The following is a 23,372-nucleotide window of genomic DNA, read 5'->3' as shown; positions in this document are numbered from 1 at the left end:
TGCCTCCCTCTCCTGCGACGATCCGGACGCCGGTGAGCCAAATCGGGCCGGCCATAACTTCGCCAAACTCCGGGCGCCGCTCCCCCGGCCGGGACGCCGTCAGGTCCTGATCTTCGTCAAGACTTCACGAGTCCGGTCGCGGTCCGGGGATGCGCTGGTGACGGCGTCGAGTTCGCGCAGCGCCCGCAGTTCCCACAGCGGGAACCCGAGCTCCCGGAACAGGCCGGCCGAGGTGCGCAGCAGCCGTTCCGCTTCGCCGCCGAGACCGTCTTCGGCCTCGGTCCGCCCGAGGCTGAGCAGGGCGTACCCGGCGCCGCGGCGGTCGCGCAGCTCCCGGAACACCTCCAGCGCGAGCAGCAGGTGCCGCCGCGCGCCCGCCGGGTCGCCCGCGCGGCGGCGGGCCTCGGCCAGGCTGCGGTGGGTGTAGGCGGCGGCGTGCCGGTGCCCGATCTGCTCGAACAGCGCCAGTGACCGCGTCAGGAAGCCGTGTCCGTCGGCCACTTCCCCGGCGTCGGTGTGCAGGTCGCCGAGGCTGCGCAGGACGTGCGCCTCCCAGTGCCGTTCGCCGGTGCGGATGGCGCCGCCGAGCGCGCCGGTGAGCAGGTCGGCCGCCTGGTCGCGGCCGCCGTGCCGGCGCAGGACGTCGGCGTAGCGCTTGGCGGCGTGGTCGTGCCCGCGGCCGTCGTCGCAGTCCCGGGCGAGCAACATGCTCACCTCGAAGCTTTCGACGGCGCGCCGCACGTGGCCGACGTCCTCGGCCAGCGAGCCCAGCTGCGCCGCCGCGGCCGCCTGCCCGCGGCGGTCCCCGCACTCGCCCAGCAGCCCCAGTGCTTCCCGCAGCTCGGCCTCGGCGGCGCCCGGCTCACCGCCGTCGAGGTGGACGTCGGCGAGCGCGGCCAGCACCGCGCCGGTGCCCTGCGGGTCGGCCAGGGCGCGGTAGCGCTGCTCGGCCAGGACGAAGCAGTTCCGGGCCCGGTGCCCGTGGCCGTGCTGCCAGTGCACCGTGCCGAGGTTGTAGAGCTTCTCGGCCTCCGCGCGCGGGTCGCGGCGGCGGCGCGCCGCGGCCAGCCCGAGCACGGACACGGCGTGGGCGGCGTGGCCGAGCCACGGGCGGCCCGCCAGCGCGGTGCAGGCGTCGGCGAGCCGTTCGGTCAGCTCGTGCCAGCCGTGGGCCCCCGCCACCCGGACGGTGGCGGCGAGGTGCCCGGTCTCTTCGGCCGCCCAGGCCGCCGGGTCGGCGGCGATCCGCCGGGCGAGGGCCGGATCCGGCTTCGGCAGGCCGGGTGCCGGACGGCCACGGGCGTGCTCGGCGTACGCCAGCGCGGCCTCACACGCCCGGCGCATCGCGGCCTGATCGGTGTCCGCCGGCCGTTCGGCCAGCACCAGGCGCACGAACGGGGCCACCGCCCAGCGCGGCCCGGCCGGGGCGACCAGGTGCGTGGCGGCCAGGTCGTCGAGGCGGTCGCGGGCCTCGGCGAGGGACCGGCCGAGCAGTGCCGCGGCGCACCAGTCCGGGACGGCGGCGCCGAAGGCGGCGAGCTGCCGCAACAGCGACACCTCGGCGGCGGAACGCTCCCGCAGCGCCGAAGTCACCGCGGCGCGGACATCGAGGTCGCCGGCGGTCAGCTCGTCGAGCCGGCGGCGGTCGTCGGCGAGCCGCGCGGCGAGGTCGCCGACGCGCCGGTTCGGCCGCGTCGCGAGGTTGACGCCGGCGATCCGGACGGCGAGCGCGAGCCCGGCGCAGTGCTCGAGAAGCCGGTGCACCGCTTCGGGTTCCGCCCGCAGCCGCGCCTCGCCCGCGATGGCCGCCAGCAGCGCCCAGGCGTCCTCTGTGGACAGTTCCGGCACCGGGATCGCCCGTGCCCCGCACAGTCCCGGCAGCTCGCGGCGGGTGGTGACCAGCGTGGCGCAGCCGGGCCCGCTCGGCAGCAGGGCACGGACCTGGGCCTCCGACGCGGCGTCCTCGAACAGCACGAGCAGCCGCCGGTCGGCGGTGTAGCCGCGCCAGAGCCCGGCCAGCCCGGCGCGGTCGGCCAGTTCCGCCGGGGTCGCGCCGAGCCCGCGCAGGAAGCCGGCCAGCACGGCCGCCGGTTCGGCCGGTGTCCCGTCCGGGGCCCGCAGCGAGGCGGTCAGCTGGCCGTCGGGGAACCGGCGGCGGGCCCGCCAGGCGGCCTGGACCGCCAGCGCGGACTTGCCCGCCCCGGCGGCGCCGTGCAGCACGACCGGGGCCGGGCCCCGCAGCGCCCGGGCGACGTCGGCGAGTTCGGTCGCGCGGCCGGTGAAGTCGGGCACCGCGGCCGGGAGCTGGGCGGGCGGCCCCGGCGTCGTCCACTCGGTGCCGGCGATCCGGCGGTAGACGGCGACGAGGTCGGCGCCCGGCCACACGCCCGCCTCGTCCCACAGGGCCCGCCGGGTCCGGCGCAGCACCTCCAGCGCCGATTCGCGGCGGCCGACGGCACCGAGCGCGGCGGCGAGGCGGGCGGCGAACCGTTCGTCGGCGGGCCGGGCCGCGACCACCGGGTCGAGCCGCTCGACGACGGACCGGCCGTCGCCGTCGGCGAGCTCCAGCTCCACCAGCTGCAGCAGCGCGGCCGAGCGCCGGTCGTCCAGCCACAGCTTGTGCGCCTCCAGCAGCGGGCCGCCCGCGATGTCGGCGAACGCGTCGCCCCGCCAGCAGGCCAAGGCCCGTTCGAGCGCGCGACGGCGTTGGGCCCGGTCGTCGGCGCCCGAGGCGAGCAGCGCGAGGAAGTCGTCCGCGTCCAGCTCCCCCGGCTCGACGGCCAGCGCGTAGCCCCGGGGCCCGGACCGCAGCCGCTGCCCGGCCTCGGCGGCGCCGAGGCCGGGTGAGAGCGTCTTGCGCAGCTTCGACACGGTGACCTGCACGATCGCCGCGGCGCTCGAGGGCGCGCCGTCCGGCCACAGCTCGTCGACCAGGGTGTCGCGGCCGACGAACCGGCCGGCGCGGGTGAGGAGGACGGCGAGCAGCCGCCGCGGCTGGGCTGCCGACGGCAGCGGGACGGAGGCCGTCAGCGGGCCGAGGACCTGGAACCGCACGGCTACAACACCCCACCCGCGAGATCACCTGATCGAGCGAGCTGAATCTAACCTTCCGGCGCGCCGGCGGAAGCCCGCTCACCCGGATGGCGGACGACGTTCGCCTCAGGCGTACGCGAGCAGCTTCGCCAGCAGCGCCGGGTTCTCCTTCAGCCCTTCGCGCAGCGTGTGTTCGCGCAGCGGCGTCAGGTCGCCGTACGGCTGGTTCGCCCAGTCCAGCGGACCCTGCGGCGGTTCGGGGTCGTATTCGACGGCGAACTGGATGTTCGTCGCGATCCGGCGGCCGGCCAGCCGCTCCACCAGGTGCAGGGCCAGGTCGATGCCGGCCGAGACGCCCGCCGCGGTGACCACCGGGCCGTCCTCGACCCACCGCCGGGCGACCGGGGTCGCGCCGAGCGCGGCCAGCAGGTCGCGGAACATCCAGTGCGTCGTCGCCTGCCTGCCGTCCAGGAGCCCGGCCGCGCCGAGGACGAGGGAGCCGGTGCACACCGACGTCACCAGCTCGGCACCGCCGGCGGCGGTGCGCAGCCAGGCGAGGAGGTGCTCGTCGGCCATCGCGTGCAGCGTCGGGACGGTGCCGCCGGGCACCAGCACGGCGAAGGGCGACGGCACTTCGTCGAACGTGTGGCTCGGCGCGATCCGCAGCGGCGTGTCGGTGCCGACGGTGTCCTTCGTGGCGCCCACGACGACGGTCCGGTACCGCGGGTCCAGCTGCGCCAGCGCACTCAGCACCTGCAGCGGGCCCACGAGGTCCAGCGGCGTCAGGCCGGGGTAGACGACGAAGGCGATGGTCTTCTGCTCAGCGGTCATGCCGTTCACCGTGGCGTTCGTGCGGGTGGCGGGCGGCGGGGATGTCCGAATTCCTGCGAACCACGTCCGAGCGCCGGTCCGGCTGCTAGCGTTCGATCATGCCAGGCTCACCCAGACGGGTCGTGATCGTCGGTTACGCCGACGCCGAGCTGCTGGACATCGCCTGCCCCGCCGATGTGTTCGACGCCGCCAACCGGCTCGGCGCGCGACCACCGTACGACCTCCAGCTCGCCTCGGTCGACGGCCACGGCATCCGCACCTGCTCCGGGCTGACGCTGCAGCCGCACCTGCGGCTCGACCAGGTCGCCGGCGACCTGGACACGCTGGTCGTCGCGGGCGGCTGGGGCAGCCCGGCCGCGGCGGCCGACGAGCGCGTCCTGGCCCACGTCCGGCGGCTCGCCCGCACCAGCCGCCGGGTCGCCTCGGTGTGCACGGGCGCGGAGGTGCTCGCGGCGGCCGGGCTGCTCAACGGCCGCCGCGCGACGACCCACTGGCGGTACGCCGCGCGCCTGGCCCGCGACTACCCGTCGGTGACGGTGGACCCGGTGCCGCTGTACGTCCGCCACGGCAACGTCTACACGGCGGCGGGCGTGACGAGCGGGCTCGACCTGACGCTGTCGCTGGTGGAGGCCGACCACGGCCCGTCGCTGGCCCGCGAGGCCGCCCGCGCGTTGGTCACGTACCTGCAGCGGCCGGGCAACCAGGCCCAGGTCAGCCTGTTCCTGGCCGGGCCGCCGCCGGAGCACCGCGAGGTCCGCGACCTCACCGCGTACATCGCCGAGCACCTCGACGCCGACCTCGGCACCCCGGCCCTGGCGGCCCGCGCGCGCATCAGCACCCGCCAGCTGACCCGCCTCTTCGACGCCCACCTCGGCACCACCCCGGGCCGCTACGTCCGCACGATCCGCACGGAGCAGGCCGCCCGCCTCCTCTCGGGCACGGACCTCCCGCTGGCGACGATCGCCCGCCGCTGCGGCTTCGGCTCGACGGAGACGTTGCGCCAGGCCTTCCTCGACCACTTCGACACACCACCGTCGGCTTACCGCCGCGTCCACGTCCGCCAGGCCTACGGCTGACCCCGTGTCGGCCCTCCAATCACACGAGATGCCCCTCCAGTCACACGAGATGCCCCTCCAAGCACGCGAGTTGCGGTTCTGATCACGGAGGTTGGCCGTGCCGGAGCGGACGACACGCGTGCTTGAGCGGACGACACGGCGCTTCAGGACGAACCGGGCCGTCGGCGGCCCCTCGCGCGAGCTGCGGAATCCCGCTGTCAGGATGTGCAGGTGGACCGCCCCGACCTGGACGACGACGCAACCGGCCCGATTCGCCGGATCACGGACGAGGTGTCCCCTTCCCCGGCCCGCGGCGCGTCCGGAACGCCGGGAACGTCCCGGAAGCCCGCCCGCCGCACACCGCCCGAGGGCACCCGCCGGGCGGCCGATCCCGCCCGCCGCCGGACCGACACGGGAGCCCAGCAAGTCCCGCCCGCGGACAAGCGAGCCGACACCGGCCCCCAGCGCACCGCTCACTCCGGATCGCTGCGGGTCCCGGCCGAGCCCGGTCGCGCCGCCACCCCACGCCGCCGCGGGGACACCGGGCCACAGCCAGTCCATGCCGACACCGCCGCACCGCGCGCACGTCGCGGGGACACCGGGCCACAGCCGATCCCCGGGACCGGCGCCCAGCCCCGGCGCAAAGCCGTGGTCGCCACTCCGGAAGCCGGGCACGGCCATGGACACGGCCACGGCCCCGCCGCCCCGGCCTCCCGGCGCGTGCGGCTCCTCCTGATCTGGCTGCTCGCCCCGCTCGCCCTGGCCACCGTCGTCGGCATGATCGTCCTCTACCCCTGGGGCAAGGCCGCCCCCACCAGCGTCGTCCCGCAGGGCACGCCCGTGCACGCCGACATCCGCACCACCACCACCGGCCCCTGCCTCGCCCAGGGCCAGGTCCAGGTCGGCGACCAGACGGACCCGAACGCGAAACCCTGTCTGACCGTCGAGCTCGTCATGACCGACGGCCCCGCCTCCGGGAAGCCGCTGCGGCTGACCGTGCCCATCGAGCCCAGCACCCCGCGCTTCGCCACCGGGGACGCCGTCGTCCTCGCCTACAACGGCGGGAACGCCGGTGATCCCGCCAGTTTCCAGCTGGTCGACTTCCAGCGCGGCACCCCGCTGCTCGTGCTGGCCGCCCTCTTCGCCGTCGCCGTGCTCGTGCTCGGCCGGTGGCAGGGCATCGCCGCGCTCGTCGCGCTCGGGCTGTCCTTCGTCGTCATCGCGCTGTTCATCCTCCCGGCCATCCTCGCCGGGGAAAACCCCCTGGTCGTGGCCATCGCCGGGGCCGGCGCGATCATGTTCATCGCGCTCTACCTGACCCACGGCCTCTCCGCGAGAACCTCCGCGGCGGTGCTCGGCACCCTCGTCAGCCTCGCGCTCATCGGCGTCCTGTCCGCGATCTTCTCCGCCGCGGCCTCGCTCACCGGGCTGGACGACAGCACCTCGACGCTGATCGGCTCGCTCGGCCACGGCATCGACGCGCGCGGGCTGCTGCTCGCCGGCGTCGTGATCGGCGCCCTCGGCGTGCTCGACGACGTCACCGTCACCCAAACCAGCGCGGTCTGGGAGCTCCGCCGCGCCAACCCGGACCTGACCTGGCGCGAGCTCTACAGCTCCGGCCTGCGGATCGGCCGCGACCACGTCGGCTCGGCGGTCAACACCCTCGTGATGGCCTACGCCGGGGCCGCGCTGCCGGTGCTGCTGTACTCGTCGATCTCCGGCGTCGGGCTCGGCGCGCTGCTCGGCAGCGAAGACATCGCGCAGGAGATCATCCGGACCCTCGCCGGCAGCGTCGGCATCGTCGCGGCCGTCCCGGTGACCACCGTCCTGGCCGCGCTGATCGCCTCCCGCGAGCCGGCGGGCCACCTCAGCACGGCGAAAGCGGCCCCGGCCTGACAGTGACAATGGGGGCGACGGGTTCGCCCGTCCGAGTTGCCCCTTCGGCTGACCGACGTTGGTGTCCTTGCTGAGATCTGTCGCTCGGTGCGAGTGACCCCGTCGTGCACGTCACCTGCGTGAGCGGCGTGACCTCATAGGAGCCTGGCCAGAGGCCCCATCACTGTCTTGTCCGCCCGCTGGGGTGGGTGCCGTGCCACCACCGGATGAGGGAGATGGCCTGTCCACGATGACAAATCTCGGTACTCACGTCACGGTCGGCGTCGACACCCACCTCGACAACCACGTCGCAGCGGCCCTCGACCAGGTCGGGCGGGTGCTCGCGCAGCAGTCCTTCACCGCCGACCCACCCGGGTACCGATCACTGCTGCGCTGGAGCCGCGCATTGGGCCAGGTCCACGCCTTCGGCATCGAAGGCACCGGCTGCTACGGCGCCGGCCTGGCCCGAGCGGCACGGCAGGCCGGGCGCCGGGTGATCGAGGTCGACCGCCCGGACCGGCGGACCCGGCGAGCCCGCGGCAATCCGACCCGGTCGATGCCGAAGCAGCAGCACGCGCCGTGCTGGCCGGCACCGCGACCGCAGTCCCGAAGAGCCACCACCGCCGCGCTGCGCCCCGGACCCGGCCTCGATCCGGCCGCGGCCACCAAACACGCCCTGGCCCGACGCCACCAGGACGCCGACCACGACATCGCTGTCCTGGACGAACTGCTCCAGCAGCTCGTGCCGCGGGCCTGCCCTCGGCTTCTCGGATTGTTCGGCGTCGGAACCGACACCGCCCGGCGCGTTGCTGGTGACCGCAGGCGACAACCCCACCGGCTCCACAGCGATCCCGCCTTCGCCAACCTCTGCGGGGTAGCGCCGCTTCCCGCCAACAGCGGCAAAACCACCGGTCGCCACCGACTCAACCGCCGAAGGACTGACCAAACCCGAAATCATCCGCTGCCTCAAACGCCACATCGCCCGCGAAGTCCGTCACGCACTCCTCGCTTGACGATCCATAGGAGCATCTCAGTCGAGCGTCGCCACGAACCGGCTGACGGCTTCCATGGTGAAGCGCTGCACGTACTTGCCCGACGGCGCCACCGACGCCAGCCGGTAGAGCGGGCGCTCCGCCACGCCGGAGCCGCGTGCCTCCGCCTTCAGCTCGGCGACCAGGAGCTCGCCGAACACGATGCCGTTCGCCTCGGTGTTGTTCATCAGCGCGTTCGCGAGCTTCCGCAGCTGCATGATGCCGAGCTCGCGCCCGCCGGTCCCGGAGAAGACGGCGAGGTCCACCTTCGCCACCTTGCCGCGCTGGCCGGCGTTGACCAGCAGGCTCACCGTGCGGCTGCCCCGGACGTCGCCGATGACGAGGTCGAGGCGGGTCGCCGTCGACAGGTCGACACGGCGCAGCCCCCAGGTGCGCACGAGCAGCGTCGAACCCTCCAGCCAGACGCGGCGGCGGATGCTGACCGCCATCACGTACAGGAGCGGCAGGGCGATCACCAGCGCGACGACCAGGCCGGTCACCGTGCCGCCGATCAGGCCGGCGATCCCGCCGAACGCCGCCGCGACGATCACCACGCCGATCAGGCCCGAAATGCCGCGGCGACGGCGGCCGCGCGGATCCTCCTCGAACAGCGCGATTCGCTCGGTCATCGGTGCGCCCCCGTCCCGGCGAGGAACGGGTTGCCCGCGCGTTCCCGGCCGATCGTCGTCGCCGGGCCGTGGCCCGGCAGCACCACCGTGTCGTCCGGGAACGCCGCCAGCAGGTCCCGCAGCGCCGCCGTCACGTCCCCGCGGCCGATCGACCCGGCGAACAGCGTGTCGCCGGTCAGGGCGAGCCGGCCGCCCTCGGGCGTCTCCAGGCCCAGCACCACCGAGCCCGGGGTGTGGCCCGGCACCGGCCGGACGTCGACGTCCAGCCCCGCGTACACGCCCGGGGAAAGGGGCACGCTGTCGCCGTCGTACAGCGGCGCGTCGGCCGGGTGCAGGTGCAGCGGGACGCCGTGCTCGGCCGACAGCGCGGCCGCCGAGGCGACGTGGTCGGGGTGCCCGTGGGTGGCCAGCAACGCCGCCGGGACCAGCCCGTGCTCGCCGAGCGCGGCGGCCAGCGGCGCGGCCACCTCCTGGCCCGGATCCACGACCACGCACGGCCCGCCGGCGGCCGCCGCCAGCAGGTAGCAGTTGGCCTGCAGCGGGCCGCTGCCGAACCCGACGACGAGCACCGAACGCCTCCCCGGACTTCCGCGCCGGATGGCGCCGATCACGATCGGGTTGAGACTAGCGGGCCCTGTACATGGTCCTCACAGGCTGTGCCCATACACTGCCGCTACCTCAAACGTGTGAGACGAGCGGAACCTGGGAGGGTACGGGGTGGCGACCAACCAGCAGCGCCGCGAAGCTGCGAAGCGCAAACTCGAGCGGCAGCTCGAGCGCCGACTGGAGCAGCAGAAGCGACGCCGGATGATCGGGGCTGGGGTAGTCGGCGTGGCCGTCCTCGTCGTCGCCGGTGTCGTGGTGTGGATCGTGAGCGCGAACGGCAGCGACAGCACCAACACCGCGGCGTCGTCGTCCTCGGCCGCTCCGCCGCCGACCGACCTCCAGATCCCGACGCAGCGCACCGCGCTGCCGAAGCGCGCGACGCCGTTGCCCAACCCGACGACGTGCGACTTCAAGGCCGACGCGACGGGCAAGGCGCCGAAGAAGGTGAACCCGCCGGACGGCAAGAACGTCCCGTCGACCGGCACGGTGAACGTGACGCTCAAGAGCACCGCGGGCGACATCCCGCTGACGCTCGACCGGGCGCTCGCCCCCTGCGCGGTGCAGAGCTTCGTCAGCCTCGCCCAGCAGAACTTCTACAACGACACCATGTGCCACCGGCTCGGCACCGAAGGCCTGCAGATGCTGCAGTGCGGTGACCCCTCGGCCACCGGCGACGCGACCCAGGACGGCCAGGGCGGCCCCGGCTACACGATGCCGGACGAGGCGTTCCCGGAGATCAAGTACGGCCGCGGCATCCTCGCCATGGCGAAGACGCAGGCCCCGAACTCCGGCGGCAGCCAGTTCTTCATGGTCTACGGCAGCGCCGACGGCCTCCCGGCGGACTACTCGGTGTTCGGCAGCATCAGCGACGAGGGCCTGAAGGTGCTCGACGCGGTGGCGAAGGCCGGCATCGCGAACCCGAGCCCGCAGGACGGCACCGGAGCGCCGACCAAGCAGGTCAAGTTCACGGGCGTCACCGTCTCGTAGTCCGATGCCGCCCCGCTTCGAGCTGAACGGGGATCCGGTCGGCCCGGACGCCGCACTCGCGGGAATGGTCTCCTACGGCCACTTCACCGCGATGCAGGTCCGGGACGGGCGGGTCCGCGGGCTCGCGTTCCACCTCGAGCGGCTCGCCAGGAGCACACGGCTGCTGTTCGGCACCGAACTCGACGTCGGCCTCGTGCGGGCCTACGTCCGGCAAGCGGTCGCCGGGGAATCCGCGCTCTCGGTCCGGGTCGTCGTGCTCACGCGGTCCTTCGACGAGCCGATGATCCCCGAAATCCTGGTCCGGACGGGGCCGCCGCGCCCGGCCGACCCGGCACCGCTGCGCCTCCGGACCGTGCGCTACCAGCGCGATTTGCCGGAGGTCAAGCACCTCGGCACGTTCGGCCTGATCCACGAGGCCCGCCAGGCCCGGTTGGCGGGCTTCGACGACGCGCTGTTCGTCGACCACCAGGGCCGGATCAGCGAAGCCTCGATCTGGAACGCCGGCTTCCTCGCCGGGAACACCGTGGTGTGGCCGGAAGCCGCGGTGCTGCCCGGGATCACGATGCTGGTGCAGCGGGAAGCCCTGCGGCGGCTCGGTGTGCCGCAGGAGACGCGCGAGGTCTCCCCCGCCGACCTCCGCGATTTCGACGCCGTGTTCGTGACGAACTCCGAAACGCCCGGACGCGCGGTCGCGTCCGTCGACGACCTCGTGCTGCCGCCTGCCGACCACGCCGTGGCCCTGCTCGCCGAAGCGTACGAGACCGTGCCGTGGGACAAGATCTGAACCGCGTCCGCACCCGCCCCGTGTAGGGGGCAACACCGGAGGCCCGCCGGGTCGCCGGGGAGAGGTGCCGACGATGGTCGAAAACCGGGTTCCCGCGGTTCGCCGCGTCCTCGGGCGGGCCGGTCAGGCCGGCTGCGCCGGTGTTCTCTTCGCCGTGCTCGCCGGCGGTCCCGCGTTCGCCCAGGCCGACCCGCCGCCGGTCAAGTACTACATCGTGCCGCACGCCGACAACCCCGAGGACATCACGCTGTTCAAGATCGCCGAACGCGCGCTCGGCGACGGGCGCCGCTTCCCCGAGATCTTCCAGCTCAACCAGGGCCGCCCACGGCCGGACGGCACGCCGTTCACCGATGCCGCGGCGATCGAGCCCGGTCAGGTGCTCCAGCTGCCCGAGGACGCCGTCCAGAAGCCGGGTGTGCAGTTCGGCCCGCTGCCGGCCCCCGCACCCGTCGCTCCGGCGGCCAAGCCGGCTCCGGTGGCCAAGCCCGCTCCGGCCGGCGAGACGTCCGGTCTCGGTGTCGGCCTGGCTTCGGCCGTCAGCGGCACCGGCGGCCTGCTGACCGGCCTGCTCGCCGGGCTCTGGTGGCGGCGCCGCCCGCAGCTGCTTCCGCCGGCCCCGTTCGAACCGCCGGCGGACGAAGAGGACGACTTCGGCAGCGGCTCGGTCAGCGGCACCCTGCCGCTCCCGATCGTCGTCCCCGAGCCACGCCCGGACGTCGTGCTGCGCCCGGAGCCGAAGACCACCGAGCTCGCGATCATCGTGCTGGACACGGCCGAAACCCAGGTGATCGCCGCGGTGCGGCCGGGCTCGCGTTTCCACTTCCGGATCGGCCCGCAGCCGGACTTCGCGGACTCCGCCACCGTGCTCGTCGTCGACGGCGAAGGCGACCGGTCCTGACGCTCCTGACGCTCGGGCGTGCGTGCCCGGTCACTCTGCGCTGAACGGATCAACCGGCGCCGGAACACTGGCCATCGGGGCGCCGGGCCCGCGATAGTCGTCCCATGACCCGGGATCCGTTCGGCACCCTCCGGAAGGCGCTGTGGATCGGTGGCGCACCCTGGACCGGCAAGTCCACCGTCGCGCGGCTGCTGGCCGAGCGGCACGGCCTGACGGCCTACCACCACGACGACCGGGCCCGGCCCGGCTCCCCGCTGCCGGACGACCTCCCGGCGGGCGACCAGCTGGCCGCGCTGCTGGCCGAGTTCGGGCACCGCTTCGACCGGGCCCTCGACGACCTTCGCACGCTGGCCTCGCCGCGGCCGATCGTCGCCGAAGGCCGGGGACTGCGGCCGGAGCTGGTCGCCCCGCTCGTGGACTCCCCCGGCCGCATGGTGGTGCTGGTGCCGACCGAGCTGTTCCGCCAGCACCAGCTCCGGCACCGGCCGGACGCACCCGCGATCCCCCAGCAGCGCACCCGGCTCACGCGCGACCGGATGCTCGCCGCGCAAGCCGTGCGGGCGGCGCGGGAGCTCGGCATCCGCGTCATCGAGATCGACGGCAGGCTCGGCCCCGCCGGCGTCACCGACGTCGTCGCCGAGCACTTCCACGCCTACCTGGACGGCTGAGGCTCAGCGGAAGGTGAACCGCGGCGGGCGCCGCGCCAGGAACGCGGCGACCCCCTCGGCGTAGTCCTCGCCGTGCAGGGCTTCCGAGCGGATCTCCTCGACCTCGGCGTCCGGGGTTTCCTGCCCGGCGACGATCTTTTCGATGATCCGGTTCATCCCGCGGATCGACGCCTGGGACCGCGCGCACAACGTCTCCGCGAACGCCAGCGTCGAGGCTTCGAGGTCATCGGCCGGGAAGACGTCGTTGAGCAGGCCGATCTCGCGGGCGCGGACGGCGGTGATCAGCTCACCGGAGAGCAGGAAGTACTTGGCGTGGGCCGGCCCGACGAGCGAGACGATCTGGCGCGTCGAGTCGAAGTGGTAGACGATGCCGAGCTTCGCGGGGGTGATGCCGAACCGCGCACCCTCGGCGGCGAACCGGAAGTCGCAGGCGACCGAGACCTGGCAGCCGCCGCCGATGCAGTTGCCCCGGATCATCGCGACCGACGGCTTGCGCATCGCGGTGAGGGCGGCGACCGCGCCTTCGACGGCCTTGTCGTAGCTCGCCGCGCCGTCGGCCGTGGTGCGCAGCTCCCCGAATTCGCTGATGTCGGCGCCGGCGGAGAAGTGCTCGCCCGCACCGGCGATCACCAGCACTTTCAGCGCCGGATCGGCCTCCACCTCGGCGACCACGTCCGGGATCGCCGCCCACATGCCGTAGGTGATGGCGTTCATCTTCTCCGGCCGGGTCAGCGTCAGGCGGGCGGCTTCGCCGTCGCGCGTCAGGTCGAATCCGTCGGTCATGACCGGCACCTTATCCGCTCGCCCTCAGCGAAACCGGCGGTGTGTGACGCGGTCGGGTGGCTAGTTTGGGGCCATGGCGGCGATCGAGGTGGGCGGGACGGCGTTCGGCTACGACGACGCGGGAGAGGGGCCCGCGGTCGTGCTGCTGCACGCCGCACTGGGCGACCGCCGGATGTGGGACGCGCAGTTCACCGAGCTCGCCGCCACCCACCGGGTGATCCGCTACGACCGCCGCGGGTTCGGGGAGACCCGCGGCGAAACCGGTGAACACGCCCACTACGAGGATCTGCTGGCGTTGCTCGATGCTTGGGGGATCGAGCAGGCCGCGCTGGTGGGGGCGTCGATGGGCGGGGCGTGCGCGCTGGACGCAGCCCTCGCCGCACCGGAGCGGATCACCCGGCTGGCGCTGCTCGGCTCGGGTCTCACCGGGCACACCTGGCCGGACCCCATGCTGGCGGACTTCGCCCGGCTGGCCGCCGAGGCCGTCCCCGCCGACCGGTTCGCCCGCTACCAGGCCCGGCAAGGGGAGGTGGACCCGGCGGACGCGCGGGCCATGGCGGAGGCCAACATCCGGTACCTGGTCGCCGGGCCGGCGCGAGAGGTCTCCGTGCTGCCGGGCGAAATGCTCGCGCTGGTCCGGGAAATGTGCACGCAGATGTACCGCCACGACTGGACGGCTCCACAGTGGACGGAGCGGATCCCCGGCACCCGTTACCGGCTCGCCGAGATCACCACGCCGGCCATGGTGGTGATCGGGACGTCGGACGCGCCGGGGCTGGTGGAGCTGTCGGCGCACCTGACGGAGTCCTTGCCGCACGCCGAACTCGTGGAACTGGCCGACACCGGGCACCTGCCGTCGATGGAACGGCCGGACGAGGTCAACGCCCTGCTGCGGAAGTTCCTCTAGCCGAAGATCTTCTGCACTCGACCAGATCTTGTCCGAGCAATTCCGCGCCATCGCGCCTTCGGCTGCTTATGGGTAAGGCGTTTGGTGTCCTAGCATGGCCGCCATGCCCGACCAGCGCACGACCGGTGACCGGCCGAGACCAAAACAACGCACTTTTCCGGACATGATTGTCCCCCGAACTCCCCTTGGGCGGATATTTTCCTGGATTTGCGGAGACTTTCCTCGCATCGACAGGGCGACATTCGAGGCCAGGCTCGCACTCTTCACCACCCGGGAGGCAACCTCGGAACAGTTCCAGGCGTTCCGAAGACTCCGCTTCAGGCGCCTGAGAACGGTTGCCATCACCACAGGAGTGTCCTCACTGCTCATCCTGGTGAGCTTTGCCGTCTTGAGGGCCCGCGACATGGACAGCTCGACGCCTCGCCCGCAACAGCCGATCGACTTGGTGTTTTTGCCGGCTTCGCCGACTTGGACGAATATCACCTTGATCGCTTTGGGTTTCTACACAGTGGCGACCGCGCTGTATCTGTCAGCCAAGTCGATAAGGTTCAGCATCCGGTTCGCCAAAGGCGCGGACGACCGCAGCCAGGTGCGCTTCTACCGAAGTGTCGGCGCGATGTTCGCCGCCTGGCGGAACGACGGTGACGCGAGTCGCGCGCTCAAGCTCGCCGGATCGGCGGCTCGTGCGCTGTTCCTCGTCATCCAGACGGAGCAGTGGACCTGGGCATCACCGCCGGCACTTTCCGAGCGTGCCGCACGACTCGCCCGTCCACTGCTGGACGTCGACACACCCGATTATCTGGAGCCCGAGCAGATCGACGCTCTCTGCAGCTTCTTGCTCGACGTGACCATCGTCGTCATCGCCGGACGGGAGGACCTCATTCCGGAAGTACGCCGCGGGTATTCGGGCCTCAAGTCGCGCTCCGATGCCGCGGAACGAGCGATCGAGCGTGACATCCTGTTCCTCGATCCCATGCGGGATCGAGGCCGGTGGGAAGTAATGAAAGACTTCGTGTTTCCCTTGGCTTCCTGGCTCAGCCTCGGCATCTCGTTCGTCGCCCTGCTGGTGTCGACGACTTCCGGATGACCCGGCTGAGCCCGGGCCGGTGCCGGCGTCGCCGTGGGACCGGTCGAGTCGGTGCATCGACTCTGGGGTTGAATCGGCCGATGGACATGTCTTCCCGAGAGATCCGCATGCCCCTCAGCGAGGTCGTCGCCGTGCTGCGGGACCTGAACGAGTTCGTCGTTTCCCTTGACCGGCTCGGATCCCGTCGGGCAGCCGGAACCGTCGACGGGTACGCCGTCGGCGAATTCATCGCAGACTGGGACGTCGCTCGGCGATTGGCTCGGGCCCGGCGCGTCATCAGTGAGGCGCTCGAGACACAACTGAGCGAAGACGACAACGCCGAGATCGACGCACTGTGCGACCAAGGCCGCTTCTACGGCCCGGACAGCGCCATCAGCCCCTCCGCCGACCAGCCCGGCTGAGCCAGGCCCCGGTACCCGACCGGCATGATCGCGGTCTACAGCCGGAGCACTAGCCCGGCTCGACGCGCTCGATCAGCTGCTCGCTCCAGGACCGGATGGTCGCCGCCTGGTCGGGGGTGAGGTGGTCGAGGACGGACCGGCGGATGTTGGCGCCGTGGACCCTCGTCGCGCTTCCGGCCAGGCGGCGGCCCTCCTCGGTGAGCTCGATCCCGGTGCGCCGGCCGCCGGCCCCGTCCTCGGTCCGCGCGACCAGGCCGCGCTTCTCCATGCGCGTCAACAGGTGCGCGACCCGGCTCTTCTCCCAGCCGAGCGCGTCGGCGAGCTCGCCGACGCGCATCGGGCGCCGCAGCGTCACCAGCACGCTGAACTCGGCCTTCGAGATGCCGCAGTCGCGCTGCAGGCCGCGGTCGAGCTCGCGGACGAGCAGGCGGTGCGCGCGCATCCAGGTGTCCCAGAACGCCCAGTCCTCGGGGCTCATGTCCATGCCGGAGAGTCTAAGCTAGAGTTGACACATCAACTCTTGGGAGGACGCTGATGAACACACTCGTGCGCGGTGGCCTGGTGGTCAGCATGGATCCGGCGGTCGGGACGCTCCCCCGCGGGGACGTGCTCATCGAGGACGGCCGGATCGCCGCGGTGGGCCCGGGCCTGGACGCGGCCGGGGCCGAGGTCGTCGACGCGGGAGGCAAGATCGTCCTTCCCGGGTTCGTGGACACCCACCGGCACACCTGGCAGACCGCGTTCCGCGGTCTCGGTGCCGACTGGACGTTCGGGCAGTACCGCGTCGCCGTGCACGGCACACTCGGGCCGCACTACCGCCCGGAAGACGTGTACCTGGGCAACCTGCTCGGCCGGATCGAAGCGCTGAGCTCGGGTGTCACCACCCTGCTCGACTGGTTCCACCGCGCCGACCGCCCCGAGAACGCCGACGCCGCGATCCAGGCACTGCGTGACGCGCCGGGCCGCTCGATCTTCTGCTACGGCGCCGCGGGTCCGGACATCGCGCCGGAGATCCGGCGGGTCCGGGCCCTGCTCCCGGGCGAAGACATGGCCCTCGGCCTGCGCGGCCCGGTGATGTCCACACTGGACGAAACCGCCGCGGACATCGCGCTGGCGCGGGAACTCGGCCTGCCGGTGAGCATGCACGTCCACGGCACCGCCGGCTGGCCGCACGGCGACCGGCCGATCGCGGAACTGCACGAGCGCGGCCTGCTCGACGACCACACGACCGTCGTCCACGGCAACGGCCTCTCCGACGACCAGCTGGTGATGCTGGCCGACGCGGGCGGCTCGGTGTCGGTCAGCCCGGACGTCGAGCTGAAGATGGGCTTCGAACCGCCCATCACCGGCCGGGCCCTGGCGGCCGGGATCCGCCCGTCGCTGTCGATCGACGACTGCCCGTCCGCCGGCGGCGACATGTTCTCCGCTATGCGCACCGCGCTGGCCGCCGAACGCGGCGCCCTCACGACCCGGGACGTCCTCGCGTTCGCCACGGTGGACGGTGCCCGGACCTGCGGGCTCGGCGCCCGGACCGGCAGCATCACCGTCGGCAAGGACGCCGACCTGGTCCTGCTCGACGCCGAGGACCCGGCGGTCTTCCCCGTGGGCGACGCCATCGGCACGATCGTCAGCGCCGGTCACCCCGGCCTGGTCGACAGCGTCTTCGTCGCCGGAACGGCGGTCAAACGCCACGGCAGGCTGCTCGGCCCGGACCTCCCGGCCCTGCGCGCGCGGCTGCTCGAGTCCCGCGACCGGATCGCCGCGGCCGCGGGCATCCCGGTCGACGGGTCGTGGCAGCCTCAGGAAGCGGACGTCACGCGGTAGACGTCGTAGACGCCTTCCACGCCGCGGACCACCTTGAGGACGTGGCCGAGGTGCTTCGTGTCGCCCATCTCGAACGAGAACCGGCTGACCGCGACCCGGTCCCGCGACGTTGTCACCGAAGCCGACAGGATGTTGACCTTCTCGTCGGCCAGCACCTTGGTCACGTCCGAAAGCAGGCGGTGCCGGTCGAGCGCCTCGACCTGGATGGCCACCAGGAACACCGAGGACGCCGAGGGCGCCCACTCGACCTCGACCAGCCGCTCGGGCTGGGACTGCAGGTCGCCGGCGTTCGTGCAGTCGGTGCGGTGCACCGAAACACCGCCGCCGCGGGTCACGAACCCGAGGATTTCGTCGCCCGGCACCGGCGTGCAGCAGCGGGCCAGCTTCGCCCAGACGTCGCTGGCGCCCTTGACCACCACGCCGACGTCGTTGGAGCCGCGGCGGCGGGTCACCGTGGACGGCGTCGCGCGCTCGGCGAGCTCCTCCTCCGCGGCGTCGACACCGCCGATCAGCGCGACCAGGCGCTGCACGACGTGCTTCGCGCTCGTGTGGCCCTCGCCGACCGCCGCGTACAGCGACGAGATGTCGGCGTGGCGCAGCTCGGTGGCCACCGCGCCCATCGACTCCGCGGAGACCAGCCGCTGGATCGGCAGGCCGACCTTGCGGATCTCCTTGGTGATGGCTTCCTTGCCGCCTTCGATCGCCTCGTCGCGGCGTTCCTTGGCGAACCACTGCCGGATCTTGGCACGCGCCTTCGGTGAGCCGGCGAACTGCAGCCAATCCCGCGACGGCCCGGCGTTCTCCGCCTTCGACGTGAAGATCTCGACGACTTCGCCGTTCTCCAGCTTGCGTTCGAGCGCGACCAGGCGGCCGTTGACGCGGGCGCCGATGCAGCGGTGGCCGACCTCGGTGTGCACGGCGTAGGCGAAGTCGACCGGCGTGGACTCGACCGGGAGCGTGATCACGTCTCCCTTCGGCGTGAACACGAAGATCTCGCGCGAGGCCAGCTCGTAGCGCAGCGACTCGAGGAAGTCGCCCGGGTCCGCCGCCTCCCGCTGCCAGTCGAGGAGCTGGCGCATCCAGGCCATCTCGTCGACGTCCATGCCGTTGCCGCTGTGGGTGCCCTTGGTTTCCTTGTAGCGCCAGTGGGCGGCGATGCCGTACTCGGCGGTGCGGTGCATCTCGTAGGTGCGGATCTGCACCTCGAGGGGCTTGCCGTCGGGGCCGATCACCGTGGTGTGCAGCGACTGGTAGACGCCGAAGCGCGGCTGCGCGATGTAGTCCTTGAACCGGCCGGGCACCGGCTGCCACAGCGCGTGCACGACACCCATCGCCGCGTAGCAGTCGCGGACGTCCTCGACCAGGATCCGCACGCCGACCAGGTCGTGGATGTCGTCGAGGTCGCGGCCGCGGACGATCATCTTCTGGTGGATCGAGTAGTAGTGCTTCGGCCGGCCCTCGACCTTCGCGGTGATCCGCGACGACACGAGGTTGCTGGTCAGGTCCGTGATCACCGACCGCAGGTAGATGTCACGCGAGGGCGCGCGGTCGGCGACCAGGCGGACGATCTCGTCGTACTTCTTGGGCTGCAGGATGGCGAACGCGAGGTCCTCCAGCTCCCACTTGACCGTGGCCATGCCGAGCCGGTGGGCCAGCGGCGCGAGCACTTCCAGGGTCTCGCGGGCCTTGCGGGCCTGCTTCTCCGGCGGCAGGAAGCGCATGGTGCGCATGTTGTGCAGCCGGTCGGCGAGCTTGATGACCAGCACCCGGGGGTCCTTGGCCATCGCGATGACCATCTTGCGGATGGTCTCGGCTTCGGCGGACGAGCCGAGCTGCACCTTGTCCAGCTTCGTGACGCCGTCGACCAGCTCGGCGACCTTGTCGCCGAAGTCGGCCTTCAGGCTCTCGACGGCGTAACCGGTGTCCTCGACCGTGTCGTGCAGCAGGGCCGCGACGAGCGTGGTCGTGTCCATGCCCAGCTCGGCGAGGATGGTGGCGACGGCCAGGGGGTGGGTGATGTACGGGTCGCCGGACTTGCGCCGCTGGTTGCGGTGCAGTTCCTCGGCGACGTCGTAGGCGCGCTGGAGCAGGCCGAGGTCGCCGTTGGGGTGCAGCTCGCGGTGGATGACGGCCAGGGGTTCGAGGACCTGCTTGACCGGGGCGGCGCGCTGCGCGGTGATCCGCCGGGCGAGCCGCGCCCGGACCCGCCGGGTCGCGGACGGGTTCGGCGCCGCACCGTTCGGCTTCGGCGGCGCGGGCGTTGCCGCCTGCCCGTTCTGCGGGGCGCCCTGCTTCGCGGGCACCGCGGCGTCGAGCTCCTGGCTCACCCGCACCTCCTGCTGCTCGTGCGGCCTTCGGACCACCAGGGTAGCCGTTGCACCTCGCAGCCCTGTCGGGTGCGCCCGTTCAGGGGGACGCCGGAGCCCGGACCAGCCGGTTCAGCAGACCTGCAGGGCGTGGACCTTCCAGTCGCCGAGGACCTGGCGGCCGCCCAGGGCGGCCAGTTCCAGGACGACCGACACGCTGTCGACCACCGCGCCCGCGTCCTCCAGGAGCTTGCCGGTGGCCGCGACCGTGCCGCCCGTGGCCAGGACGTCGTCCAGGACCGCGATCCGCTGGCCCGGCTTGACCACGCCGGCCGGGAGCTCCACCGTCGCCGTGCCGTACTCCAGGGCGTAGTCGACGCGGCCCGCCACCTGCGGCAGCTTGCCGGGCTTGCGGATCAGCACCACGCCGAGGCCGCGGGCGTACCCGACGGCCGCGGCGAGGAGGAAGCCGCGGGCCTCCACGCCGGCGAGCGCCTCGACGCCAACGTCGAGGGTGCCCGCCAGCGCGTCGGTCACCGCTCTGAACGCACCCGCGTCCGCGAACAGCGGGCTCAGGTCGCGGAACAGTACGCCGGGCTCGGGGAAGTCCGGCACCTCGGCGATCAGGCCGAGGGCATCGTCGAGCTGCACGTCAGCGCTTCCGCTTCCCGGCCGGGCGCTGCTTCTGGATCCGGGCGGGGACGCTGGACGCGGCCGCGTACGCCTTCTCCTTGCGCAGTTCCTTCGCCAGCGCGTCGTCGTCCGAGGCGTCGAAGTCTTCGCCCGCGGCCTTGCGCTCCTGGCTGACCCGGCGCTGCCGGACCCGCTCGGCCTGCTGCTGGTACTTCGGGTCGCGCATCTTGAAGTCGACCAGCAGCGGCGTCGCCAGGGCGACCGACGACAGGACGCCGACGAGGGTACCGGTGAGCTGCACCAGGGCCAGGTCCTGCAGCGTGCCCGAGCCGAGCAGCACGTACCCGACGATCAGCAGGCCGAGGATGGGCAGCAGCGCGATGAACGCCGTGTTGAACGACCGCATCAGGGTCTGGTTCAGCGCGAGGTTCGCGGCCTCGGCGTACGTGCGGCGGGTCAGCCCGAGCAGGCCGCGCGTGTTCTCGCGGACCTTGTCGAACACCACCACCGTGTCGTACAGCGAGAACCCGAGGATGGTCAGCAGGCCGATCACGGTCGCCGGGGTGACCTCGAAGCCGACCAGCGAGTACACCCCCGCGGTGACCAGGATGTCGTGCAGCAGCGAGACCAGCGCGGCCACGGCCATCCGCGCGTCGAAGTAGATCGCCAGGAAGATGACCACCGCGACGAGGAACACCGCGAGCGCGAGCAGTGCCTTCTGCGAGATCTCCCCGCCCCACGACGCGCTCACCGCGCTGTCGCTGATCGCCTGGACGCTGGGCTGGCCGTTGGTGCCCTTCGGGCCCAGGTCCTGGAACAGCCCCTGCTTGAGCTTGCCGACGTCGGCCGCGTTCAGCGTGTCGGTGCGGATCTGGATGGTCGACGCGGCACCCGTGCCGACCTTCTGCGTCTCCGCGGCCGGGTGGCCGAGGGCCTTCTGGAACGACTCCTTGGCCTGGTCCTCGGTGATCACGCCGTGGATGCCGTTGGCCGGCAGCTGGATCTGCGTGCCGCCCTCGAACTCGATGCCGATGTTGAAGCCGCGGAAGATCATCGAGGCGAGGCACACCAGCACCAGGGCCGCGAAGAAGATGTACCAGCGCTTGCGCTTGCCGACGACGTCGAACGCGCCGGTGCCCACGTACAGCCGGTGGAAGACGCTTTCCCTCTTGCCGGGCTTCGCCGCCACCTTGGCGTTGCCTTCGGCGTCCGTGCCCAGTTGTTCGACCCCCACGTCAGGCCTCCTTCACGTTCGCGCGGCCGACCGAGGTCGACTTCTTCCGCTGCGAACCCAGTTGCTGCACGGCGCCGAGGCCCAGGTGCCTCGGATTGGACAGGAACGCGTTCTTGGACGTGGACACCATGGCCACCAGCGGGTGCGTCACCAGGTACACGACGACCAGGTCGAGCACCGTGGACATGCCGAGGGTGAACGCGAAGCCCTGGACGTCGCCGACCGCGATGACGTACAGGATGGCCGCGGCCAGGAAGCTCACGCCGTCCGAAGCCAGGATGGTGCGCCGGGCGCGGACCCAGCCGCGCGGCACCGCGGACCGGAACGTCCGGCCCTCCCGGATTTCGTCTTTGAGCCGTTCGAAGTAGATGACGAACGAGTCCGCCGTGATGCCGATGGCGATGATCAGGCCGGCGATGCCCGCGAGGTCCAGCGTGTAGCCGATCCAGCGGCCGAGCAGCACCAGCACCGCGAACACCAGCGCGCCGGACAGGGCCAGCGACAGGATGGTGAGCACGCCGAGCAGCCGGTAGTAGAACAGGCAGTAGATGAAGACCACCAGCAGGCCGATGCCGCCGGCGATCAGGCCGGCCTGCAGGGAAGCCAGGCCGAGGGTGGCCGACACCGTCGTCGCGTCCGAGGAGGCGAACGACAACGGCAGCGAGCCGTACTTGAGGATGTCCGACAGGTCCTTGGCCTCGGCCTGGGTGAACTTGCCGGTGATCTGGGTGTTGCCGTCGACGATCGCGACCTGGATGTTCGGCGCGGACACGACCTGCGTGTCGAGCACGAACGCGGCCTGCTGGTTGACGTTCTTCGTCGTGAAGTCCGCCCAGATCTTGGTGCCCTCGCTCTTGAAGTTGAGGTTCACCACCCACTGGCCGTTCTGCGAGTTGTAGCTCGAGTTCGCGTCCGCGATCTCGGTACCCGGCAGGAACTCCGGCTCCATCAGGTACTTGTAGGTGTCGTGGTCACCGCAGGCGACCAGCGGCAGCCGCGGGTCGTCGTTGCCCTCGAGGGGGTCCTTGGCGTTCGGCGCGCAGGTGAGCGCCGCCATCGCCTTCGAGACGAGCTCCTGGTTCGGCTGGCCGTCGGCGCCGACCAGCTGCGGGTTCTGCCGGAGGGCCTTGGCGGCCTGGATCTCCTTCGCGGTCTCCGCGTCGACCGAGCCGTCCGAGGGCGCCGGTGCCGGGGTCGACGCCGGCGGCGGCGGGGTGCTGCTGCTCGGCGCGGCCGGCGTGGTGCTCTGCTGCTGCGCGAGCGCCGCGCCCGGGGTGCCACCGCCACCGGGCTTGCTGGTCGGGGCACCCGAGCTCGCTGCCGGCGCGCCCGAAGACGGCGGCGTCGAGCTGTTCGGGGCGCCCGACGTGGGCGGGGTCGTGGCCGGCGGCGCGGTCTGCGGCGGCACCACCGGCTGGGTGGCGGCCGAGACGACCTTCCGGAAGCCCAGCTTCGCGGTCTTGCCCAGGCTCTTCGCCTGGTCGCCCTGCTCGCCCGGAACGGTGATGACGACGTTGTTGCCGTCGAGGAGGACCTCGGTGCCGCCGACGCCGATCCCGTTGACGCGCCGTTCGATGATCTGGCGCGCCTGGTTCAGGGACTCGCGGGTCGGCTGGCCGCCGTCGGGAGTGCGGGCGGTGAGCGTGACCCGGGTGCCACCCTGCAGGTCGATGCCCAGCTTCGGGGTCGGCTTGTGGTTGCCGGTGAGGAACACCAGCGCGTACAAGACGATCACGATCAGGGCGAACAGGGCGAGATAGCGTCCCGGGCGGAGATGCCCGGCTGAAGCTGCCACGGTTG

Annotated in this window: 20 protein-coding genes and 2 pseudogenes; 12 read left to right on the top strand and 10 right to left on the bottom strand. The window is 72.4% G+C overall.

Annotated elements, in window-relative coordinates; genetic code table 11:
• Window positions 1-99: 99 nt before the first annotated feature.
• Both AB0F52_RS36665 and AB0F52_RS36660 read right to left on the bottom strand, forming a co-directional pair.
• Window positions 100-3,054: a BTAD domain-containing putative transcriptional regulator gene (locus AB0F52_RS36665; RefSeq protein ID WP_360180879.1), complete on the bottom strand. Its 2,955-nt coding sequence runs from the start codon at window positions 3,052-3,054 to the stop codon at window positions 100-102.
• A gap of 105 nt (window positions 3,055-3,159) precedes the next feature.
• Entirely contained in the window at window positions 3,160-3,864 is a 705-nt protein-coding gene (locus tag AB0F52_RS36660; RefSeq protein WP_360180877.1) for a DJ-1/PfpI family protein, read from the bottom strand.
• A gap of 98 nt (window positions 3,865-3,962) precedes the next feature.
• On the opposite strand from AB0F52_RS36660, the gene AB0F52_RS36655 reads away from it, so the two are divergent.
• The 4 genes and pseudogenes from AB0F52_RS36655 to AB0F52_RS36640 all read left to right on the top strand — a co-directional run bounded on the left by AB0F52_RS36655 (window position 3,963) and on the right by AB0F52_RS36640 (window position 7,807).
• Complete coding sequence (locus AB0F52_RS36655) at window positions 3,963-4,940, top strand: GlxA family transcriptional regulator (RefSeq protein ID WP_360180875.1); 978 nt, start codon at window positions 3,963-3,965, stop codon at window positions 4,938-4,940.
• Window positions 4,941-5,150: 210 nt separating this feature from the next.
• Window positions 5,151-6,815 carry a YibE/F family protein gene (locus AB0F52_RS36650; RefSeq protein ID WP_360180873.1) on the top strand — a complete coding sequence of 555 codons (1,665 nt, stop codon included), beginning with the start codon at window positions 5,151-5,153 and terminating at the stop codon, window positions 6,813-6,815.
• Window positions 6,816-7,044: 229 nt separating this feature from the next.
• A pseudogene (locus tag AB0F52_RS36645) lies at window positions 7,045-7,263 on the top strand (transposase); the annotation flags it as partial.
• 87 nt (window positions 7,264-7,350) lie between these two features.
• Window positions 7,351-7,807: pseudogene (locus AB0F52_RS36640) on the top strand (transposase).
• Between the two features lie 17 nt (window positions 7,808-7,824).
• On the opposite strand, the gene AB0F52_RS36635 reads toward AB0F52_RS36640, so the two are convergent.
• Together AB0F52_RS36635 and AB0F52_RS36630 are read right to left on the bottom strand one after the other, a co-directional pair.
• Complete coding sequence (locus AB0F52_RS36635; protein ID WP_360180871.1) at window positions 7,825-8,454, bottom strand: hypothetical protein; 630 nt, start codon at window positions 8,452-8,454, stop codon at window positions 7,825-7,827.
• The gene (locus AB0F52_RS36630) at window positions 8,451-9,023 is read right to left on the bottom strand and encodes an MBL fold metallo-hydrolase (protein ID WP_360180869.1); all 573 of its coding nucleotides are present in this window, start codon (window positions 9,021-9,023) and stop codon (window positions 8,451-8,453) included. The genes AB0F52_RS36635 and AB0F52_RS36630 overlap by 4 nt, the downstream gene beginning before the upstream one ends.
• A 148-nt stretch (window positions 9,024-9,171) precedes the next feature.
• On the opposite strand from AB0F52_RS36630, the gene AB0F52_RS36625 reads away from it, so the two are divergent.
• The 4 genes from AB0F52_RS36625 (at window position 9,172) to AB0F52_RS36610 (ending at window position 12,397) form a co-directional block, all read left to right on the top strand.
• A complete protein-coding gene (locus AB0F52_RS36625; protein ID WP_360180867.1) occupies window positions 9,172-10,047 on the top strand; it encodes a peptidylprolyl isomerase in 876 nt (291 codons plus the stop codon).
• Window positions 10,048-10,051: 4 nt separating this feature from the next.
• Window positions 10,052-10,831, top strand: a complete 780-nt coding sequence (locus tag AB0F52_RS36620; RefSeq protein WP_360180865.1) for an aminotransferase class IV family protein — start codon at window positions 10,052-10,054, stop codon at window positions 10,829-10,831.
• A gap of 73 nt (window positions 10,832-10,904) precedes the next feature.
• A complete protein-coding gene (locus AB0F52_RS36615; protein WP_360180863.1) occupies window positions 10,905-11,729 on the top strand; it encodes a hypothetical protein in 825 nt (274 codons plus the stop codon).
• Between the two features lie 104 nt (window positions 11,730-11,833).
• The gene (locus AB0F52_RS36610; RefSeq protein WP_360180861.1) at window positions 11,834-12,397 is read left to right on the top strand and encodes a hypothetical protein; all 564 of its coding nucleotides are present in this window, start codon (window positions 11,834-11,836) and stop codon (window positions 12,395-12,397) included.
• Window positions 12,398-12,400: 3 nt separating this feature from the next.
• Here AB0F52_RS36610 and AB0F52_RS36605 read toward each other — a convergent pair whose 3' ends face one another.
• The gene (locus AB0F52_RS36605; RefSeq protein ID WP_360180859.1) at window positions 12,401-13,180 is read right to left on the bottom strand and encodes an enoyl-CoA hydratase-related protein; all 780 of its coding nucleotides are present in this window, start codon (window positions 13,178-13,180) and stop codon (window positions 12,401-12,403) included.
• A 73-nt stretch (window positions 13,181-13,253) separates the two neighbouring features.
• Here AB0F52_RS36605 and AB0F52_RS36600 point away from each other — a divergent pair, with 73 nt between their 5' ends.
• The 3 genes from AB0F52_RS36600 (at window position 13,254) to AB0F52_RS36590 (ending at window position 15,575) form a co-directional block, all read left to right on the top strand.
• Complete coding sequence (locus tag AB0F52_RS36600; protein ID WP_360180857.1) at window positions 13,254-14,087, top strand: alpha/beta hydrolase; 834 nt, start codon at window positions 13,254-13,256, stop codon at window positions 14,085-14,087.
• Between the two features lie 103 nt (window positions 14,088-14,190).
• A complete protein-coding gene (locus AB0F52_RS36595; RefSeq protein ID WP_360180855.1) occupies window positions 14,191-15,174 on the top strand; it encodes a hypothetical protein in 984 nt (327 codons plus the stop codon).
• 80 nt (window positions 15,175-15,254) lie between these two features.
• Window positions 15,255-15,575 carry a hypothetical protein gene (locus AB0F52_RS36590; protein WP_360180853.1) on the top strand — a complete coding sequence of 107 codons (321 nt, stop codon included), beginning with the start codon at window positions 15,255-15,257 and terminating at the stop codon, window positions 15,573-15,575.
• 49 nt (window positions 15,576-15,624) lie between these two features.
• Here AB0F52_RS36590 and AB0F52_RS36585 read toward each other — a convergent pair whose 3' ends face one another.
• Complete coding sequence (locus AB0F52_RS36585) at window positions 15,625-16,059, bottom strand: MarR family winged helix-turn-helix transcriptional regulator (protein WP_360180851.1); 435 nt, start codon at window positions 16,057-16,059, stop codon at window positions 15,625-15,627.
• A 50-nt stretch (window positions 16,060-16,109) separates the two neighbouring features.
• Here AB0F52_RS36585 and AB0F52_RS36580 point away from each other — a divergent pair, with 50 nt between their 5' ends.
• The gene (locus AB0F52_RS36580; protein ID WP_360180849.1) at window positions 16,110-17,399 is read left to right on the top strand and encodes an amidohydrolase family protein; all 1,290 of its coding nucleotides are present in this window, start codon (window positions 16,110-16,112) and stop codon (window positions 17,397-17,399) included.
• Here the strand turns inward: AB0F52_RS36580 and AB0F52_RS36575 are convergent.
• The 4 genes from AB0F52_RS36575 to secD form a co-directional block, all read right to left on the bottom strand.
• Window positions 17,375-19,726: a bifunctional (p)ppGpp synthetase/guanosine-3',5'-bis(diphosphate) 3'-pyrophosphohydrolase gene (locus tag AB0F52_RS36575; protein ID WP_360180847.1), complete on the bottom strand. Its 2,352-nt coding sequence runs from the start codon at window positions 19,724-19,726 to the stop codon at window positions 17,375-17,377. The two genes, AB0F52_RS36580 and AB0F52_RS36575, sit on opposite strands and share 25 nt — an antisense overlap.
• A 111-nt stretch (window positions 19,727-19,837) precedes the next feature.
• Complete coding sequence (locus tag AB0F52_RS36570; protein ID WP_360180845.1) at window positions 19,838-20,356, bottom strand: adenine phosphoribosyltransferase; 519 nt, start codon at window positions 20,354-20,356, stop codon at window positions 19,838-19,840.
• Window position 20,357: 1 nt separating this feature from the next.
• Window positions 20,358-21,572, bottom strand: a complete 1,215-nt coding sequence (secF, locus tag AB0F52_RS36565) for a protein translocase subunit SecF (protein ID WP_360180843.1) — start codon at window positions 21,570-21,572, stop codon at window positions 20,358-20,360.
• Window position 21,573: 1 nt separating this feature from the next.
• Window positions 21,574-23,367 (bottom strand): protein translocase subunit SecD, encoded by a 1,794-nt coding sequence (gene secD / locus AB0F52_RS36560; protein WP_360180841.1) that lies wholly within the window; start codon window positions 23,365-23,367, stop codon window positions 21,574-21,576.
• Window positions 23,368-23,372: the final 5 nt, after the last annotated feature.

The sequence above is a fragment of the Amycolatopsis sp. NPDC024027 genome (assembly GCF_040638975.1).
In the GTDB taxonomy this organism is placed as follows: Bacteria; Actinomycetota; Actinomycetes; order Mycobacteriales; family Pseudonocardiaceae; genus Amycolatopsis.
The sequence above is the reverse complement of the archived record's forward strand: the minus strand, read 5'-3'. Positions and strand labels throughout refer to the sequence as shown.

Bases quoted from the DNA above. Each gene is read 5' to 3' on its own strand.
- AB0F52_RS36635 (WP_360180871.1), bottom strand. From the start codon at position 8,454: ATGACCGAGCGAATCGCGCTGTTCGAGGAGGATCCGCGCGGCCGCCGT.
- AB0F52_RS36605 (WP_360180859.1), bottom strand. From the start codon at position 13,180: ATGACCGACGGATTCGACCTGACGCGCGACGGCGAAGCCGCCCGCCTG.
- AB0F52_RS36615 (WP_360180863.1), top strand. From the start codon at position 10,905: ATGGTCGAAAACCGGGTTCCCGCGGTTCGCCGCGTCCTCGGGCGGGCC.
- AB0F52_RS36610 (WP_360180861.1), top strand. From the start codon at position 11,834: ATGACCCGGGATCCGTTCGGCACCCTCCGGAAGGCGCTGTGGATCGGT.
- AB0F52_RS36595 (WP_360180855.1), top strand. From the start codon at position 14,191: ATGCCCGACCAGCGCACGACCGGTGACCGGCCGAGACCAAAACAACGC.
- AB0F52_RS36655 (WP_360180875.1), top strand. From the start codon at position 3,963: ATGCCAGGCTCACCCAGACGGGTCGTGATCGTCGGTTACGCCGACGCC.
- AB0F52_RS36620 (WP_360180865.1), top strand. From the start codon at position 10,052: ATGCCGCCCCGCTTCGAGCTGAACGGGGATCCGGTCGGCCCGGACGCC.
- AB0F52_RS36585 (WP_360180851.1), bottom strand. From the start codon at position 16,059: ATGGACATGAGCCCCGAGGACTGGGCGTTCTGGGACACCTGGATGCGC.
- AB0F52_RS36600 (WP_360180857.1), top strand. From the start codon at position 13,254: ATGGCGGCGATCGAGGTGGGCGGGACGGCGTTCGGCTACGACGACGCG.
- AB0F52_RS36660 (WP_360180877.1), bottom strand. From the start codon at position 3,864: ATGACCGCTGAGCAGAAGACCATCGCCTTCGTCGTCTACCCCGGCCTG.
- AB0F52_RS36580 (WP_360180849.1), top strand. From the start codon at position 16,110: ATGAACACACTCGTGCGCGGTGGCCTGGTGGTCAGCATGGATCCGGCG.
- AB0F52_RS36590 (WP_360180853.1), top strand. From the start codon at position 15,255: ATGGACATGTCTTCCCGAGAGATCCGCATGCCCCTCAGCGAGGTCGTC.